17 protein-coding genes are annotated in these 16,904 nt (G+C 63.7%); 12 read left to right on the forward strand and 5 right to left on the reverse strand.

What is annotated here, in order from left to right; all coding sequences use genetic code 11:
• Positions 1–9: 9 nt before the first annotated feature.
• Positions 10–1,788, forward strand: a complete 1,779-nt coding sequence (locus PspR32_RS19180) for a bifunctional diguanylate cyclase/phosphodiesterase (RefSeq protein ID WP_036996565.1) — start codon at positions 10–12, stop codon at positions 1,786–1,788.
• Here the strand turns inward: PspR32_RS19180 and PspR32_RS19185 are convergent.
• The 4 genes from PspR32_RS19185 to PspR32_RS19200 all read right to left on the reverse strand — a co-directional run bounded on the left by PspR32_RS19185 (position 1,764) and on the right by PspR32_RS19200 (position 4,018).
• On the reverse strand, positions 1,764–2,135 hold the full coding sequence (locus PspR32_RS19185) for a hypothetical protein (RefSeq protein ID WP_010224211.1): 372 nt from the start codon (positions 2,133–2,135) through the stop codon (positions 1,764–1,766). The genes PspR32_RS19180 and PspR32_RS19185 overlap by 25 nt on opposite strands.
• Positions 2,132–2,470, reverse strand: coding sequence for a helix-turn-helix domain-containing protein (locus tag PspR32_RS19190; RefSeq protein ID WP_010224213.1), 339 nt, complete (start codon positions 2,468–2,470; stop codon positions 2,132–2,134). Before PspR32_RS19190 ends, PspR32_RS19185 begins: the two co-directional genes overlap by 4 nt.
• Before the next feature lie 98 nt (positions 2,471–2,568).
• Complete coding sequence (locus PspR32_RS19195; RefSeq protein ID WP_010224215.1) at positions 2,569–3,009, reverse strand: YkvA family protein; 441 nt, start codon at positions 3,007–3,009, stop codon at positions 2,569–2,571.
• Positions 3,010–3,289: 280 nt separating this feature from the next.
• Positions 3,290–4,018, reverse strand: coding sequence for an FKBP-type peptidyl-prolyl cis-trans isomerase (locus tag PspR32_RS19200; protein WP_010224217.1), 729 nt, complete (start codon positions 4,016–4,018; stop codon positions 3,290–3,292).
• Positions 4,019–4,345: 327 nt separating this feature from the next.
• Here PspR32_RS19200 and PspR32_RS19205 point away from each other — a divergent pair, with 327 nt between their 5' ends.
• From PspR32_RS19205 to PspR32_RS19255, 11 genes are all read left to right on the forward strand, one after another.
• Positions 4,346–5,080, forward strand: coding sequence for a helix-turn-helix domain-containing protein (locus tag PspR32_RS19205; RefSeq protein WP_223253819.1), 735 nt, complete (start codon positions 4,346–4,348; stop codon positions 5,078–5,080).
• A 205-nt stretch (positions 5,081–5,285) separates the two neighbouring features.
• The gene (locus tag PspR32_RS19210; protein WP_010224220.1) at positions 5,286–6,359 is read left to right on the forward strand and encodes an SDR family oxidoreductase; all 1,074 of its coding nucleotides are present in this window, start codon (positions 5,286–5,288) and stop codon (positions 6,357–6,359) included.
• Positions 6,360–7,631, forward strand: a complete 1,272-nt coding sequence (locus PspR32_RS19215) for an aspartate aminotransferase family protein (RefSeq protein ID WP_010224221.1) — start codon at positions 6,360–6,362, stop codon at positions 7,629–7,631.
• On the forward strand, positions 7,628–8,071 hold the full coding sequence (locus PspR32_RS19220) for a type II toxin-antitoxin system RatA family toxin (protein WP_036996566.1): 444 nt from the start codon (positions 7,628–7,630) through the stop codon (positions 8,069–8,071). The genes PspR32_RS19215 and PspR32_RS19220 overlap by 4 nt, the downstream gene beginning before the upstream one ends.
• 5 nt (positions 8,072–8,076) lie before the next feature.
• Complete coding sequence (locus PspR32_RS19225; RefSeq protein WP_159389030.1) at positions 8,077–9,222, forward strand: acyl-CoA dehydrogenase; 1,146 nt, start codon at positions 8,077–8,079, stop codon at positions 9,220–9,222.
• Between the two features lie 5 nt (positions 9,223–9,227).
• Positions 9,228–10,046, forward strand: coding sequence for an SDR family NAD(P)-dependent oxidoreductase (locus PspR32_RS19230; protein WP_223253828.1), 819 nt, complete (start codon positions 9,228–9,230; stop codon positions 10,044–10,046).
• A gap of 10 nt (positions 10,047–10,056) precedes the next feature.
• On the forward strand, positions 10,057–11,049 hold the full coding sequence (locus PspR32_RS19235; protein ID WP_010224225.1) for a fatty acid desaturase family protein: 993 nt from the start codon (positions 10,057–10,059) through the stop codon (positions 11,047–11,049).
• 32 nt (positions 11,050–11,081) lie between these two features.
• On the forward strand, positions 11,082–11,885 hold the full coding sequence (locus PspR32_RS19240) for a DUF3050 domain-containing protein (RefSeq protein ID WP_010224226.1): 804 nt from the start codon (positions 11,082–11,084) through the stop codon (positions 11,883–11,885).
• Positions 11,886–11,965: 80 nt separating this feature from the next.
• Positions 11,966–13,030, forward strand: a complete 1,065-nt coding sequence (locus PspR32_RS19245) for an HlyD family secretion protein (RefSeq protein WP_010224228.1) — start codon at positions 11,966–11,968, stop codon at positions 13,028–13,030.
• Entirely contained in the window at positions 13,027–14,601 is a 1,575-nt protein-coding gene (locus PspR32_RS19250; protein ID WP_010224230.1) for a DHA2 family efflux MFS transporter permease subunit, read from the forward strand. Before PspR32_RS19245 ends, PspR32_RS19250 begins: the two co-directional genes overlap by 4 nt.
• Positions 14,565–15,914 (forward strand): TolC family outer membrane protein, encoded by a 1,350-nt coding sequence (locus PspR32_RS19255; RefSeq protein WP_010224232.1) that lies wholly within the window; start codon positions 14,565–14,567, stop codon positions 15,912–15,914. The genes PspR32_RS19250 and PspR32_RS19255 overlap by 37 nt, the downstream gene beginning before the upstream one ends.
• Here PspR32_RS19255 and pcaQ read toward each other — a convergent pair.
• Entirely contained in the window at positions 15,905–16,837 is a 933-nt protein-coding gene (pcaQ, locus tag PspR32_RS19260) for a pca operon transcription factor PcaQ (protein ID WP_010224234.1), read from the reverse strand. The two genes, PspR32_RS19255 and pcaQ, sit on opposite strands and share 10 nt — an antisense overlap.
• Between the last annotated feature and the right edge of the window lie 67 nt (positions 16,838–16,904).

Consider the following 16,904-nt stretch of genomic DNA (forward strand, 5'->3'; position numbering starts at 1 on the left):
GCCCTGACAATGACCGTCAACGAACAGCTCAGCGCGTTGAGCACCATCCTCGCTCAAAGCGGCTTGCACAGCCTGTTCCAACCCATTGTCTGCCTTTCCGAACGGCGCATCCTTGGCTACGAAGCCCTCAGCCGCGGCCCATCCAACAGCCCGTTGCACTCGCCAATCAACCTGTTTGCCGTGGCCCGCCAGGCCGGACGCCTGACCGAACTGGAAGTGGCCTGCCGGGAAAACGCCTGCCGGCGCTTCAGCCAGCAGAACCTCGAGGGCAAGCTGTTCCTCAACGTCTCGCCCGAATCCTTGCTCGAGCCGCAGTACCAGTCCGGACGCACCCTGAAGATGCTTCACGAGCTTGGCGTGCCGCCCAGCCGGGTGGTGATCGAACTGACCGAACAAACTCCCACCGACGACTTCCAACTGCTGTTCAATGCCCTGCACCATTACCGCGACATGGGCTTCTCAATCGCCCTCGACGACTTGGGCGCCGGTTACTCGAGCCTGCGCCTGTGGTCGGAGCTGCGCCCGGACTACGTCAAGATCGACCGCCATTTCATCGACGGCATTCACCTGGATGCGGTCAAGCGCGAGTTCGTCGGCTCGATCCTGCAAATCGCCCGGGCCTCGCGCGCCCAGGTGATCGCCGAAGGCATCGAGCTGGCCGAAGAGCTCAAGGTACTGACCGAGATGGGCATCGACCTGGTCCAGGGCTACCTGCTGGGCCGTCCGCAGGAACAGGCGGCGCGGGATGTGCAGAACATGCTCGGACAACCGACGCAGGCGCTGCAGAGCCTCCACGAAGACAGCGGCAACCTCGCCGCACTGCTGATCGAACAGCCCGCAGTGAACCGCGACGCGCCAACCCCGCAGGTACTCGAGCTGTTTCGCAGCCAGGCCAACCTCAACTCGCTGGCGGTACTCGATCAGCACCAGCAACCCTGTGGCATCGTCCATCGCCACTCGCTCTCCGATGCCCTGCTCAAGCCGTTTGCCACCGAGCTGTTCGCGCGCAAGCCGATCAGCCGCTTGATGAGCGACGATTTTCTCGCGGTGGATCTTGGCCAGTCGCTGCAGCAGGTCAGCCGCCTGCTCACCAGCCGCGCCCGCCAGCGTATCGAAGAAGATTTCATCATCACCCACAACGGCCGTTACCTGGGCCTGGGACGGGTGATCGACGTGCTCAAGCTGATCACCGAGCAGAAGATCCAGCAGGCCCGTTACGCCAACCCGTTGACCCTGCTGCCAGGCAATGTGCCGATCCAGCAGTGCCTGACCCGCCTGTTGCAACAGCAGCGCGCTGCGGCGATCTGCTACGTCGATATCGACAGCTTCAAGCCGTTCAACGACATCTACGGCTACGCTCGCGGCGATGAAGTGCTGCTGTGCCTGGCTCAGTGCCTGAACGAACGGGTCGACCCCAGCCGGGACTTCGTCGGCCACATCGGAGGCGACGATTTCATGCTGGTGCTCGGTTCAGAGGATTGGCAACAGCGTTTGCAGCTGTTGCTGGAGGATTTTCACAAACAGTGCCGGCGCTTCTACCGTGCTGAGCACCTGCAAGCCGGGTGCTTCATTGCCACCGACCGTCAGGGCCGGCGCCAGGAATTCGCCTTGCTGTCGCTGTCGATCGGCGTAGTGCAGTTGCACCCACAGGCCTGTGCCGGGCTCGATGCCGGGCAACTGGCCGAGCTGGCCTCACAGGCCAAGCATCAGGCCAAGGATGTGCCGGGGCACAGCCTGTACCTGATCGATACCGCGCCCGCCGCTCAGGCTTCTTCGTGTTCGGGGTAGCTGTACTCGAACACCCGCACCACTTCCGAAGCATGCCAGGAGGCCGCAGCCATGCCATCGGAGGGGCCGGAGAAACGCCCCAGGCGCTCGACGCACTCGAAAAACCCGGTACGCGGCAAGCGGCTGGCGCCCTGGCTGATCACCAGCGAGCTACGCAGTGGCTGCTCGGCGCGGGCATCAAGCGCCGCCAGGTGCTCCAGGGCAGCGGTCAGGGTCTGCATGGCCGGGCTGGGCAATTGCAAGCGCTCAAGCAAGGCACGGTAAGTCAGCAGGTGGCGTTGGCGGCGGGCGACGTCCAGCTCGCCGAGCAGGCCTTCCCAGTGCTGGCGGCTGATCCGAACGCTCACGACGGCTCGCTCCAGCCGGCCACACCCAGTTCCCAGGCCAGGCTGCGGCGAATCGCAGCATCCGGCTGGCGCTCACCACTTTCGATCAGCGCCAGGTACACCGGGCTGATGCCAACGCTGCGTGCCAACTGCTCCGGCGCCAGGCCCTTGCCCTCACGCAAACGCGCCAGCTCACTGAAACTCGGCAAGCTGGCGCTGTCGGTAATGTTGGATGGTGTGTTTTCGGCGGCACCCGGCTCGCCTTGCCCGGCGGCTTTGAGCAGCGCCTGGTACTGCTCCCAGGGAACAACCGCGTACTCGGGTTGACCGTCTCGGCTGATGACCTGAATACCCATTACAACCCCCTTGTAGGATTACGATATGTAATCGGTAGGCATAATCCTTATGCCAATTATATTACCAGCCAATAAGGGTGTGCAGGGTCGTGATGTGATCAGCTTTTTTCTTGCTCCAGGCGCAGGGCTTCGGGGGTGTCGGGCAGGCGTTCGACCACCCGCAGTTTTTCCGGTGCCTGACGGTTGCGCCAGGCGCTGAAGGCGGCCAGTTCATCGGCCACCGCTTTCATCACCCAGGCCAGTACGGCGATGTCATCGAGCAGGCCGACGCCCAACAACCAGTCGGGGATTGCATCCAGCGGGCTGACAAAGTACAGCAGCCCGGCCACCACGGTGATCAGCGCCTTGGGGCTGATCGCCCGGTACTCGCCGCGCCACCAGGCCAGGCACAGGGCCTGCATCAGGCGCACGTCCTCGCGCAGTTTGCCCAGCCGTGGGCCTTTGCGCGCCACGGCAAAAATCAGCGCCGGCAAACGTCCGCGGCTGAGCAGACGCTCGGCCAGGGGCAGAAATCGGGCGAAGTTCCACGGTGCTTTCATACGGCCTCCAGGGCCAGTGCCAAGGAAGGTTATCCACAATAATTGTGGATAACCTTGTGAACAGAGCTCAGTTTCAGGCTCAAGGCGCCCGCCCGGCAAGGGTCCGGGTTAAATCGGGCGTTTTTTACACACCTGTTTCAATCACGCAAACGTTTTGCCCGCCGCGCGCTGATCCATCAACAGGTGCAGCGCTTAAGACCCTGCACGGCCCCCAGGGTTCGGTAAACCCCAGAAACGACAACGCCCCGTCGAGACGGGGCGTTGCGGGGATCCGCTGGCCTTACTCGGCAGCTGGATCGGCAGGCTCTTCAGCCTTGGCCTGGTCCTTGATACCCAGCAGTTCCAGCTCGAACACCAGTACCGAGTTGGCCGGGATCATCGGGCTCGGGCTCTGGGCACCGTAAGCCAGGTCCGACGGGATGTACAGCTTGTACTTCTCGCCCACGTGCATCAGTTGCAGGCCTTCGACCCAACCCGGGATCACGCCGCCGACCGGCAGGTCGATCGGGCTGCCGCGCTCGACGGAGCTGTCGAACACCTTGCCATCGATCAGCTTGCCTTCGTAGTGAACGGTAACCACGTCAGTCGGCTTGGGCTGGGCGCCGTCGGCCTTCTTGATCACTTCGTACTGCAAGCCCGAAGCGGTGGTGACCACGCCAGCCTTCTTGGCGTTTTCTTCAAGGAACTTCTTGCCGGCGGCAGCCGACTCTTCGCTCATCTTGACCAGGCGCTCTTCAGCGCGCTTTTGCAAGGCGGCGAAGGCTTCAACCAGCTCTTCGTCCTTGATCTTCTGTTCTTTCTTACCGATGGCATCTTCGATACCTTGAGCGACAGCTTTCGAATCAAGGTCGTCCATGCCTTCCTGAGCCAGGCTTTTGCCCATGTTCAGGCCAATACCGTAGGAGGCTTTCTGTGCCGGGGTCTTCAGCTCGACGCTGGTCTGCGAATCGCAACCCGCCAGTACCAGGCTAACCAGGGCAACCGCAGCCGCCAACCGATGCTGTTTCATGCTATTTCCTTGTTCATGCGCCAATAGGGCAATCGAGTAAAGCCGCGAGCTTATCAGGCGGCCACGACCAATGGCTACCGGGATAAGAGCGAGAAACGCCGGATAAGTTCACCGCTGTAGCCTAAGCAGGATATTACCGGGTGAGCGGGCCTGCGCTTGCACCTCATCAGGCGTAGCAGCATATGACAAATCTGCCAGAGTACATTTGTAACCACCTTTATCGACCAGCCCATGGCACACAGTTATCATCGGCGTCTGACCGGGTAGATTACGGCATGAGGCTACTCGTTCATTCAAGAGGACCCGCGCAATCGAAAAGGAAATCAGATGATGTGGGATGGCAAGGTTACCTTTGGCGACTACTGGTTCGGCTATGTCGGCAAGACCGACCAGACCAGTGCTCATGCCCACGTGGCAATCCAGTTGTGCATCGGTATTCACAGCGATGTCACCGTCGAACTGAAGGAACGGACGCTGTGCGGTGCCGGGGTGATCATCGGGCCCTTCGTCAATCACCGCTCGCGGCCCAATGCCGATCGCGTCGCCTTCCTTTATGTCTATCCGGACGCGCCGCTGGGCCGCGCCCTCAATGCGCTGCTCGATGCCAGCGGCACGGTCCTGGCGAGTGACGAAATCCTCGAGTGTTTTCGCCAGGCCGACAGCTTCGAAGAGGTGATGGCAGCGCTCAATGCGGTGCTGGTGGCCGATGACAGTTTCGACCCGCGCCTGTCCAATGCCCTGCTGCTGTTGCGTGAATATTGTGGCGGCACCGGCGCCGTATCGCGGGCGGCAAACGCCGTGGGGCTGTCCAGCCCGCGCCTGCGCTTCTTCGCCCATAGCCAGATGGGCGTGCCGCTGTCGCAGTGGATCATCTGGCGCAAGTTGGAACGCGCCTGCCAGTCCCTGGCCGCCGGCGCCAGCCTCACCGAGGCGGCCACCGACGGCGAATTCTCCGACCAGGCCCACCTGACCCGCATGATGCGGCGCATGATCGGCATGTCGCCCAGCCGTGCCGCGCTGGTACTGCGCAAGACAAGCGAATCGTTCAAGACCCTCTCCTGACAAACCGCCATCCTTGCCCCGCCCTCCTCCTCGGGATCTCCAATCAGTGGCGGGAAGGCTCGGCTGCGGCCCCGGTTTAATGGGGCCTGCGGCCAAACAATAAAAATTCGCTTCGCGACGGGCACAGTGCCCGCCCTTTGACTGCCCGGTCGCCTTCAGCGCCAACCCTCTTCATTCACTTCATGTCTGCAAGGAGCGTAAGCACATGTCTGAACATTCACGGATGACCGTTCTACTGACCGGCGGAGCCGGTGTACTGGGCGAAACCTTGATCGACCAGCTGGGTGATGACTACCGGATTATCTGCCTGGCGCGCAAAAGCCGGATTCGCCAGAGCAACGTCGAAGTGCTGCGCGGGGATATCTGCCAGCCCTACCTGGGCCTGAGCGACAGCGATTACCGGGCGTTGCTGGCCAGGGTCGACTGGGTGATCCATTCGGCCGCCATCACCCGCCTCGACGGCCAGGCCGAGCAGATCTTTTCAGTGAACTACCAGGGCACGGAAAACATTGTCAGCTTCGTCCAGGAGGCGGGCACGCCGCTGTACCACATCAGTACAGCCTTCACCCACCCTTGCGACTACTACCCTGGCGTGGTGCCGCAAACGCCTTATGAAATCGCCAAGCGCCAGGCCGAAAAACTGGTGCGCAGCGCCGACATCCCGGTGTCGATCTTCCGCCCCTCGATCATCATCGGCGATGCCGAGAACGGGCATATGCCCAACTTCCAGGGGTTTCACCTGACCATGGGCCTGATGATGTCCGGCTACCTGCCAATCATCCCCTGCCCGGAACGCGGCTATGTCGACCTGATCGCCCGTGACGTCGCTGCCGCGGCAATCAAGAGCGCCCTGGACCAGCGCCTGATTGGCGATGACTACTACCTCACCAACGGCCCCGATGCCCTGGACATCACAACCCTGCTGGACCTGATGTGCGCGGAGATGGCCAACCAGCAAAAGCCCTTCGACCGCCCGCGCTGCATGAACCCGGACATCTACGACCGGCTGATCCGTCCGGTATTCCTGCCGGCACTGGAAGAGAACGTACGTGCCGCACTGGGCCGGGCCACGCAGATGTGCCGCTACGCCAGCCTGCGTACGCCGCTGCCCAGCTCCCTGGCGCAATTGCTGCCGGCGCACCGCATGCATACCCGCGACCCGCAGCGGGAACTGGCCCGCACCCTCGGCCAGCTCTCGCCCAAGCTCTCGGCCATGCAGCGCATGCTCAAGGTGCCGGCGCCGGGTCCCCAACGATCCGCCATTGCCATGGAGGCATGAATGAACAGCATTACGGCCAACCCCAACGAAGCCCTCAAGGCAAAGATCCAGCAGCAGTACCGCAATCATGTGAATGCCGGCTATGCGCGCCTGGCGTCAATGATGAACCTGCAGATCGAAGCCTCCAGTGCCGGTGTGTACATCTACGACATCGATGGCAATCGCTACCTGGATGCCGGCGGTTATGGCGTGTTCCTGCTTGGCCACGGCCATCCCGAGGTGCTGGCCAAGGTCAGCGAGCAACTGCACAGCCACGCCATGGCCAGCAAGCTGCTGCTCAACCCCTATCAGGCCGCCGCTGCGGCGGCACTGGCCGAGGTCTGTCCGCCCGGGCTGCAATATGTGTACTTCTGCAGCTCAGGCACCGAAGCCACCGAAGCGGCGCTGAAGCTGGCCTGCATGAACGGCTGCCAGGCAACCCTTTCAACCATCGGCGGCTACCACGGCAAGACCCTCGGGGCCCTGGCCGTGACCGGCCGCGCGACCTACCGCGAGCCGTTCGCCGGCCTGCTGGGCAACACCCATTTCCTGCCCTTTGGTGACACCCAGGCCCTGGAACAGCAGTTGGCCAGCCTCGATTGCCGTGCCTGCGTGATTCTCGAGCCGATCCAGGCCGAAGCTGGTGTGCTGATCCCGCCGCCGGGCTACCTGCGCCGGGTGCGCGAACTCTGTGACGATCACGACGCCGTGCTGATCCTCGACGAAATCCAGTCGGGCCTGGGCCGAACCGGCTACTGGTGGGCCTGTGAGCGCGAAGGCGTGGTGGCCGACATCATGCTGGTCGGCAAAAGCCTGTCCGGTGGCTGCGTGCCGGTCAGCGCCATGGTCGCCACGGCGCGGATGCAGGAACCGCTGAACCGCAACCCGCTGATGCACACCACCACCTTCGGTGCCAACCCGCTGGCCATGGCGGCGGTGCAGGCCACCTTGCAGGTGATGCAGCGTGACGGCCTGGTACAGAAAGCCCGTGCGCTGGGCGAGTTGCTGCGCGGGCGCTTCGAACAGCTACTGGAGCAAAACGGCTGGACCAAACAGGTACAACTGCGTTGCGCCGGCCTGCTGCTGGGCTTCGAGTTCGTCGATGCGTCCATCGCCGCCAACATGGTCATGGCCCTGCTCGACCAACGCATCATCGTCTGCCATTCGCTCAACGATCACCGGGTCATCCGCCTGACCCCACCGGCGCTGTACAGCGAAACCGACGTCGAATGGCTACTGGACGGCTTTGCCGTGGCACTCACCTCCTCACTCCCGACCGGTACCCGCCCATGAAAGAAGTCCGCCTGAATGCCTTCATCCCCCGTCAAAGCGCCGATGAAGTCTACGCCGCCATCAGCAATTTCAGCGCCTATCCGCAGTACTGCACGTCGGTACGCAAGATCGACGTCAAGAACCTCAGCGAAAACGTGACGCTCACTGACTGGGAGGTGAACTTTCACAACGGCATCCTCAAGTGGCAGGAACACGACACCTTCGACCCGAGCAACCGCCAGATCTCCTTCCGCCAGACCGCCGGTGACATCGACCACTTCTCCGGCTCCTGGCACGTAGAGGCCGATGGCAACGACGCCACCATTGCCTTCGATTCCTGCTTCGACCTCGGTTTGCCGATGCTTGCCGACATGCTCGATCCGGTCGCCGAACAGGCAATCTCGGAAAACATCCGCGCCATCATCAGCGGCCTGTTCCCGGCCAGTTACATCAAGGATTGATGACCATGACCCTGGCTTTACTGCAACGCTCGCGGGCCATTCTCGAGCACTTTGCCCCAGGCTTTGATGCCCTGCTTGGCGAAATCCCCTTCGCCGCACGGGAAGCAGCCGACAGCCCGGTGGTTGGCTGGTTCAAGCATCACGGTCCGGTGGGCCTGCTGATCAACCAGGAAGCTGGTGGACTGGGCGCCGACGCCTTCCAGGCCGTGCATGTACAACTCGCCCTGGGCGCACGCTCGCCGTCACTGGCGGTGGCCAGCACCATGCACCAGTTCTCGGTGGCAAGCCTGGTCGCCATCGGCCAGAACGGCGCGGGCGCCGAAGGCCTGTTGCTCTCAGCCATTGCCCGCCAGCGCTTGCTGCTGGCCTCGGGTTTTGCCGAGGGCGTACCCGGCGGTGGCATTCTCGACGCCGGCATGCAGGCTGAACAAACCCCCTCCGGCGTAATCCTCAGCGGCAGCAAGAAACCCTGCAGCCTGGGCAAGTCCATGGACTTGCTGACCGCCAGTTACAGCCGCATCAGCCCGGCGGGCGAAGAACTGATGGTCGCGCTTATCCCGGCCAGCGCGCCGGGCATCAGCCACCAGCCGTTCTGGCAAAACAGCGCCCTGGCGGCAGCCGAAAGCGTCGAGGTGCGCCTGGACCGGGTGCTGGTCGACAACAAGATGGTGTTTTCCGCCGGCCTCAAGACCCAGCTGGGCGAAGTCCAGACTATCGGTTTCATCTGGTTCGAGCTGTTGATCAGCGCCTCTTACCTCGGCGCCTGCCTGGGCCTGGTGGAAGCGGTGGTGGCGCAGCAGCGCTGGAGCGAACACCACCGGGTCGAACTGGCCGCGCAGATGCAACTGTGCCTGAGCGCACTGGAAGGCGCAGCACTTGATATCCAGCGCCACCCCGACGACCTCTCGGCGGTCCTGGCCCGCCTGCTGCTGGTGCGCTACGGCATAGAGCAACTGCTGGCCAGTACTTCGGACCAGGCTCACCAGATGCTCGGCGGCCTGGACTTCATCCGCTCCACCGACAGCTCGCAGTGGATGCTCAGTTGCCGCGGGCTGCAGTTCCATCCGCCAGCCAAGATAGCGATGAGCAAGAATCTCGACGCCTACCTGCAGGACGCCTCATTCAGCATTGCCAAAGGAGTTGCAGCGTGAACCTGATGAACAAGACCGTGGTGATCACCGGTGTCGCCCGTGGGCTGGGCCTGGAGACCGCCCACAAGCTCAAGCGCCTGGGCGCGACGGTGATCGGTATCGACCGCCTGGAAAGCGACGCCAGCCTGCACTTGGATGCCTTCTACCTGCTCGACCTGTGCGACCAGCAAGCCCTGGCCGAGGCCGTGCACTCAATCCAGGAACGATTCGGCGACCTGGATATCCTGGTCAACAATGCCGGCACCCTGACCCTCGAACGCGGCGAGACCGGGGTTACCGATGAAGTGCGCCGGGCCATGGAAATCAACCTGCTCGCCCCCTGGCAACTCACCGCCGCCTTCCTCCCGGGGTTGCTGCGCAGCCGCGGCAAGGTGGTGAACGTGTCGTCACTGTTCGCCTTGGTCAACGCCCCCTATGTTGCCGCCTATGCCGCCAGCAAGCGGGCCATGAGCGCCTACTCAGACGTGCTGCGCATGCAGTACCCCGGGGAGCTGGATGTGGTCACCGTCTACCCCGGTTTCATCGATACCGCCATCCACCAGCCCGCCCAGCGGGTGGGGCTGTCGGTCAAGCGCCTGGTGAGCTTCAAGCTGGGCGACAAGACCCTGCTGTCGCTTGAAGAAAAAATCGGCGCTGCCAGCGACGGCCTGGTTCGTGCCTGCCTCAAGCGCGGTTTGCGCAATCGCGGCCTGACCTTCCTCGGCACCGTGGCCATGTACAGTGCGCGCTGCATGCCGAGCCTGGTCGACGCCTTCATCGCCTTGCGCCTGCGCACGCTGACCAAGGCTGGACAACTGACGCTCAAACCCGAGCTGATCGAGTAAGGAGCCAGGCATGCACCGGCCGGCATTTCACAAGCCTGAACTCAAGCTCGAACGGCGCCTGTTCGCGACGTCCGCGCTGGAGTCGGCCCTGGTCATCGGCTATGCCCTGCTGCTGTTCGCCGTGCCCCTGCTGGCCTATGTGGGCCTTGCAGGACATGGCCCGGCGTGGGCCCTGGGCGCCCTGCCGCTGCTGATACCGGCGGCGTACGGGATGTTCCTGCAGGGCATCCTCGGCCACGAGGGGTTTCACTTCAACTTCAGCGACAAGCGCCTGCTCAGTTGCCTGCTAGGCGTGCTGTGCAGTTCGATACTTACAGGGTTCTGTGTCACCGGCTACTTCGTCGACCACTGGCAGCACCACCGCCACAGCAACGGCCCGCAAGACCCGGACTGGCGACTGTTTCGCCGCTATCGGCATCCGTTGATGCGGATGATTGTCTCGCGCTTGCAGGCCACCGCTCGCTACTTGCTGCAGACCGTGCAACTGGCGCTGCCCGGGGCCAGGGTCGAGGGCCGCTTGCCATTGCCGGCGCAGCAGATCCGCCTGCTGGCACGGGTCAACCTGCTGTGCCAGGCCGGCTGGATCGTCCTCTGGGCTGGCCTGGCCAGCCACTGGCCAGTGTTGCTGCCGGCGCTCGTGGTGTGCCTGCTGCTGGCCCTGCTGATTTCCGGCGTCAATGCCTACCAGGAGCATGCCTTCGCCAGCGACGTCGAAACGCCGATCGCCCGTTCGCGCACTTCGCTGCTGTGCAGCCTGCTACACGCGGGCTCGAACTATCACCTGGAACACCATCTGTACCCTCGGGTGCCGTGCTGGCGGCTCCCCCAGGTCCATCGGCGCTTGCTCGCCAGTGGCTGGTACCAGGACCGGCAGGCCTTGCTCGAGCCCAGCTTCATCGGCTCGTTCAGGTACTGCTCCAGCCAGTTCCCCTACAGCGGGGAGGTGCAGGCAACACCCGAGCGGGCACCCGCTTCGCTCGAGGGCAGCGGACCCGCCCGCTGACACTTCCAACAATGACACTCATGGAGCCGAGTATGTCTTTCGAGATCGATCAATATATCCAGGACGAACGCCGCACCCTGCTGGAGCACCCGCTGTTCGCCAATATCGCCACCCTGGATGACGTGCGCTTGCTGATGGAGGTCCACGTCTTTGCGGTGTGGGACTTCATGACCCTGCTCAAACGCATCCAGCGTGACCTGACCTGCGTCGAGCTGCCGTGGCTGGCGCCCAAGCACATCACCGCCGCCCGCCTGATCAACGAGATAGTCATCGGCGAGGAAACCGACGAGCGTCCAGGTGGCGGCTTCATCAGCCACATGGAGCTGTATGTCAACGCCATGGAAGAAATTGGTGCCAACACCGCGCCGTTTCGCAACTTCCTCACCCAGCTCGGTAACGGCGCCCCGCTTGGCCAGGCCCTGGCGGCCCCGGACATTCCGCTGCCGGCCAAGATCTTCGTCAGCCAGACCCTCGACGTCGCCCTGTACGGCACCACGGAGCAAGCCCTGGCGTATTTCTTCTTCGGTCGCGAAGACATCATCCCGGACATGTTCGGGCGCCTGCTGGAGAACTGGTCGGTCAGCGAGGATAGCGTGCCGATGCTGACCTACTACCTCAAACGCCACATCGAGATGGACGGCGACGACCACGGCCCGGCGGCCAAACGCATCATCGCCGCCATCATCACCGAACCGGCCCAGCAAACCCAGTTGGTCAACAGCGCGCGCAGCGCCATCAATGCCCGCATCGGCCTGTGGGACGGCGTGCAGCACCTGTTGGCCGAGCGCCTGCCGACACCCGAATTACAACACCAGTACCAGGCCGAACTGGGCTGAGGGCAGCACCTGCGTGCCGGGCTACGGCCCGGTGCACAGCCCTTCCTGCGCGATAAAAATCCAGACGAAGAGCGTATGACATGGTGAAAAGCAAATACGGCAAATTGGCGGTATGTGCACTGGTAATCGGTGGCCTGCTGTTTCTTGGCTGGCAGCGCTGGCAATACGCCCGGGAATACGTCAGTACCGACAATGCCGAGGTGGAGGGGGTCATCATCCCGATCCGTGCCAAACTCTCCGGAACCGTGGTCGAGGTTCCGATCCGCGAAAACGCCCGGGTCGAACAGGGCGAACTGCTCTACCAGGTACGCGAGGACGAGTACCGCCGGCGGGTCGAGCAAGCCCAGGCCAACTACCTCGGCCTGATGGTCGCCGCCGGCCAGGGTGGCATGCCCGGCCTAATGGACAGCCAGGTGCGCAGCGCCGCGGCCCGCAGCCTTGCCGCCGAAGCCGCCATCGCCCAGCTCGGTGCCAACCTCGAGCAAGCCCGCAGCGACTACCAGCGTACCCGGCGCCTGGCCAGCCAGGGCGTAGTCAGCACCCAGGACCTGGAAGCCGCCCAGGCGCGCTTCAATGCCCTGAACCACGAGCTACAGGCAGCCCGCAGTAACTCCCGCGCCGCCGTCGAAGGCACCCTGGCCAACAAGGCGGCACTGAAAGTCGAGGAATACCGCATCGGTGCTGCCGAAGCGGAACTTGAACTGGCTCGGATCCAGCTGCAGGACACCCGCCAGACCTCGCCCCAGGCCGGCATCATCGCAAAAAAGGAAGTCGAGCCCGGGCAATTCGTGGTCGCCGGGCAAAAGCTCTTGAGCCTGGTCAGTACCGAGCACCTGTGGGTAATCGCCAATTTCAAGGAAACCCACATCGGCCGCGTGCGGGTCGGACAGAAGGCCCGGATCAGCGTCGATGCCTTCCCCGGTGAACGCTTCGAAGGCGTCGTACAAAGCCTGGTGCCGGCCACTGGTGCGCGCTTCTCACTGCTGCCCCAGGAAAACGCCACCGGCAACTTCACCAAGGTAGTGCAACGCATCCAGGCGCGCATCGAACTCGACCAGGTGCCCGAGCGATACCGCAATGCGTTGAGCCAGGGCATGAGCGTGTTCGTTGAGGTGAACATCCGGGACGCCGAGCAGACCCTATGAAATCGCCCTGGCTGGTGGCCTTCACGGTCACCCTGATCTCGATGATGGAGCTGCTCGATGTCACCATCGTCAACGTTGCCATTCCCAGCTTGATGGGCAGCTTCGGCGCCTCGGTGGATGAAATCTCCTGGGTCTCGACCGGTTACATCGTCGCCAACGTAGTAATCCTCCCGGCCAGTGGCTGGCTGTCGGCCTGGTTCGGCCGGCGCAACTACTACCTGGTTTCCTCGACCCTGTTCGTACTGGCCTCGCTGGGCTGCGCGATGTCCACCGAGCTCTGGCAACTGGTGGCCTTCCGGATTATCCAGGGCCTGGCTGGCGGTGGCTTGCTGGGTATCTCCCAGGCAATCATCTACGACGTGTTCCCCAAGGAAAAGGTCAGCACTGGCCTGGCCCTGTACGGGGTCGGGGTAATGATGGGACCGACCCTGGGGCCCTCGGTGGGCGGTTACCTGATCGATGAATTCTCCTGGCACTGGATCTTTCTGATCAACCTGCCGATCGGTGCTGTGGCGATCCTTCTGTCGTGGCTCTGCGTGCATGACTCAATCAACGAGAAACGCCCGCAAAGCATCGACTACATCGGCTTCGCCCTGCTCGCCCTGGGCGTCGGCAGCCTGCAGATCATGCTCGAGCGCGGCGAACACTGGGACTGGCTGGAATCGGACCTGACCATCGCCTGCCTGCTGCTGGGCAGCTTCGGCCTGCTGGCGTTTTTCTGGTGGGAGCAGCGCGTGGCCACGCCGATCGTCAATATGGCGCTGTTTCGCAACCGCGAGTTCCTCATGGGCTCGGTCTGTGCCTTTTGTGTCGGCTTCGGCCTGTACAGCACGCTGTTCATGGTGCCGTTACTGCTGCAGACGCTGCTGGACCAGAGCGCCTACCAGAGCGGCATGGTGATCTTTCCCGGGGCCCTGGCCAGCGCCGTGAGCACCCTGGTGATCGGCAAGCTGTCCCAGGAAAACAAGATCGATGAACGGTTGTTCGTCAGCGTCGGCATCCTCATCTACGGCTATGCGATGTACCTGCACACCCAGTTCACCCTGCAAAGCAGCCCCGACACCCTGTACTGGCCGCTGATCATCCGCGGGCTTGGCCTGGGCATGATTTTCGTTCCGCTCACCAACCTGGCCATGCGCCAACTGCCTGCACAGCTGATCTCGGTCGGTTCGGGGGTGCTCAACCTCATGCGCCAGCTCGGTGGCAGCGTCGGCATCGCCATCGCCGCGACCTTGCTGACGCGCTTTTCCTGGGCGCGCTACCGGCAATTATCCGAGCACGTCACCGAGTCGAGCATCATCGCCAGCGGCTGGGATGTTGCCCGCTACGACCCGCGCGTGCTTTCGCTGGGCACCAGCGATCCGGCCCAGGCGCAAGCCCTGCTGGCCCTGGTCAATACCCGTGAACAGGCACAGATGCTCGGCTTCAGCATGCTCTTCGGCCTGCTTGGCGCAGTAATGCTGATCGGTGTGCCGATGGTCCTGCTGATGCGCAACCCCAAACGAATCGCTCAATCCGAACAGGAAGCCTTGCCGTGCTCGAACAACTCTCGCGAATCCGCGCAAGCCTGATCGCCCTGCTACTGCTCGCCAGCAGCCAGCAGGCCCGGGCTGATGACCTCTACCAGCTCTATCAAAAAGCCCTGGCCCATGACATGAAATACGCCGCGGCCATCGAACAACAACGTGCCAGCAACGAGAAAGAACCCCAGGGCCGCGCCCTGCTGCTGCCCAACCTGTCACTTGAAGGGGGCGCCGCCTGGGTCGACCGCGACGACAGCGGCGCGTCCACACGCAACCGCGACAACTCCAATGCCTACGCACTGGTGCTGATCCAGCCGCTGCTGCGCTGGCAGAACGTGATCGGCCATGACCAGAGCAAGGCCCTGGTGCTGGCCGGGGAAATCAACCTGCAGGCCGCCCGCCAGGACCTGATGCTGCGAGTCGCCGACGCCTACTTTGACCTGCTGCTGGCCGAAGACCTGCTCAGCACCAGCCGCCAGCAGGTGCGCACCCTGCAGGAGCAGCGCAGCAAGGCTGAACGCTTCTACCAGGCCGGCTCCGGCACCGAAAGCGAAGTGCAGCGCATCCAGGCCCGCTACGACCTGGCCTATGCCCGGCAGATGGCCGCGCACAACGCCGTGCAATTGCACCAGGAAACCCTGGCGCAGTTGACCGGCAGTGTGCCCGCGGCCCTGGCGCGGCTCGACCCGCAGGTGCGCTTCCAGGGGCCGCAGCCAGCGCTGATCGGCACTTGGGCCGAGCAGGCGCAACAGCACAACCTCAAGGTCCAGGCGGCGCAGATCAAGCGCCTGGTGGCAGAAAAGGAAATCGACAAGCAGCAAGCCGGGCATTTGCCCACGGTCGACCTGGTGGCCGCTCACGGCCGCTTCGCCTCGGTGGGCGGCAGCCTCTACGACGTCACCCTGCCGGAAGAAAAGTACACCCAGACCGTGGTCGGTGTGCAGGTCAGCCTGCCGTTGTACGCCGGTGGCGGCACCACCAGCCGCACCCGCGAAGCCCGCGCCCTGCACGGTGTGGCCCTGGATGAAGTCGAGGACGCCCGCCGCGAGGCCGGCCTGATGGCGCGCCAGGCCTACCTGACCCTGACCAGCGGCATCAGCCAGTACGCGGCGCTGCAGCAGGCGCTGCGTTCCAGCCAGACCAACCTGACCTCGACCACCCGCGCCTTCGAGGCCGGCGCGCGGATCAGTTCCGATGTGCTGGACGCCGAACAACAGGTGACCCAGACCGAACAGCAACTGGCCGAGCAGCGTTATGCGATCGTGCTGGCCCAGCTCAGGTTGCTGGCCGCCAGCGGCAGCCTCGGCGACGCCGGCCTGCAAGAGATCAACGCCCTGCTCTCAGCGGGCGCTCAAGGGTAGTGGCCGTCGCGGTACTGCGCCGCCACCTCGCGCAAAACCTCGCATAACCATTGCGCAGGCAACGCCAGGGGCAAGGCGGCGTTGCTGCAGATGCCGACTGAGCCGCCCGGTTCACTGACGCCCAGGTCCAGCTCGCACAGTTCACCGCGGCTGAGGTCAACGCGCACCGCATCCCGGGGGGCGACCCAGACCGCATCGCTGCCTTGCACATAACGTCGGCTGAGGGCCGGCGACAGGGTTTCCAGGCGTTGCGCCGGTTGCTCGATGGCGCACTGCACGAACAGGCTGTCGGCATGCTTGCGGATGGTCGTGCCGGCCAGCGGCAGCACCAGCGGGTAGTGCCCGACCTGGCTGCGCTCGATCGGCTGGCGGCCGAGCAAAGGGTGACCTGGGCGCACCACCAGCGACATCGACTCGCTGTACAGGTGCTCGAACATCAGCCCCTGAATCTGCGGGCTGTCGGTCATGCGCCCGATCACCAGGTCCAGTTCGCCCACATGCAATTGCCCCAGCAGGTGCGCACTGGGGCCAGTGGCAACGCTGACCACCAGGGCCTCATGGCGCTGGTGCAGGCGGCACAGCACCTCGGGCATCAGCAGGCTTTCAACCGTCGACAACACGCCGACACGCACCTGGGGCGGTGCGTGCTCTTCACCGCGCAGGGTGCTCACCCCTTCGCGCAGGGCCTGCACGCTGGGGCCGGCGTAGCGCATGAAACGCACCCCGGCCGGGGTCAGCTCGACGCCCTGCTTGCTGCGCTCGAACAGCCGCGTCTCAAGCAGCTCTTCAAGCTCCTTGAGGGTCTTGGAGATAGCCGGCTGACTGATCGCCATGGCGTCGGCAGCCTTGGCGAAACTGCCCTGGCGGGCGATTTCGAGAAAGCACAGCAAGTGGCGGAATTTGATCCGGGTGTCGAGGTTCATCCCGGGAGTTTATCGGGGCTCCGGCAAGACTGCGACCGCTTTGCGGTCGATCGCCGGCAAGACCGGC

The sequence above is a fragment of the Pseudomonas sp. R32 genome (genome assembly GCF_009866705.1).
Classification (GTDB): Bacteria; Pseudomonadota; Gammaproteobacteria; order Pseudomonadales; family Pseudomonadaceae; genus Aquipseudomonas; species Aquipseudomonas donghuensis.

Coding starts and splice junctions, on each gene's coding strand:
- PspR32_RS19180 (WP_036996565.1), top strand. CDS start 10: ATGACCGTCAACGAACAGCTCAGCGCGTTGAGCACCATCCTCGCTCAA.
- PspR32_RS19190 (WP_010224213.1), bottom strand. CDS start 2,470: ATGGGTATTCAGGTCATCAGCCGAGACGGTCAACCCGAGTACGCGGTT.
- PspR32_RS19195 (WP_010224215.1), bottom strand. CDS start 3,009: ATGAAAGCACCGTGGAACTTCGCCCGATTTCTGCCCCTGGCCGAGCGT.
- PspR32_RS19200 (WP_010224217.1), bottom strand. CDS start 4,018: ATGAAACAGCATCGGTTGGCGGCTGCGGTTGCCCTGGTTAGCCTGGTA.
- PspR32_RS19205 (WP_223253819.1), top strand. CDS start 4,346: ATGATGTGGGATGGCAAGGTTACCTTTGGCGACTACTGGTTCGGCTAT.
- PspR32_RS19210 (WP_010224220.1), top strand. CDS start 5,286: ATGTCTGAACATTCACGGATGACCGTTCTACTGACCGGCGGAGCCGGT.
- PspR32_RS19215 (WP_010224221.1), top strand. CDS start 6,360: ATGAACAGCATTACGGCCAACCCCAACGAAGCCCTCAAGGCAAAGATC.
- PspR32_RS19220 (WP_036996566.1), top strand. CDS start 7,628: ATGAAAGAAGTCCGCCTGAATGCCTTCATCCCCCGTCAAAGCGCCGAT.
- PspR32_RS19225 (WP_159389030.1), top strand. CDS start 8,077: ATGACCCTGGCTTTACTGCAACGCTCGCGGGCCATTCTCGAGCACTTT.
- PspR32_RS19230 (WP_223253828.1), top strand. CDS start 9,228: ATGAACAAGACCGTGGTGATCACCGGTGTCGCCCGTGGGCTGGGCCTG.
- PspR32_RS19235 (WP_010224225.1), top strand. CDS start 10,057: ATGCACCGGCCGGCATTTCACAAGCCTGAACTCAAGCTCGAACGGCGC.
- PspR32_RS19240 (WP_010224226.1), top strand. CDS start 11,082: ATGTCTTTCGAGATCGATCAATATATCCAGGACGAACGCCGCACCCTG.
- PspR32_RS19245 (WP_010224228.1), top strand. CDS start 11,966: ATGGTGAAAAGCAAATACGGCAAATTGGCGGTATGTGCACTGGTAATC.
- PspR32_RS19250 (WP_010224230.1), top strand. CDS start 13,027: ATGAAATCGCCCTGGCTGGTGGCCTTCACGGTCACCCTGATCTCGATG.
- pcaQ (WP_010224234.1), bottom strand. CDS start 16,837: ATGAACCTCGACACCCGGATCAAATTCCGCCACTTGCTGTGCTTTCTC.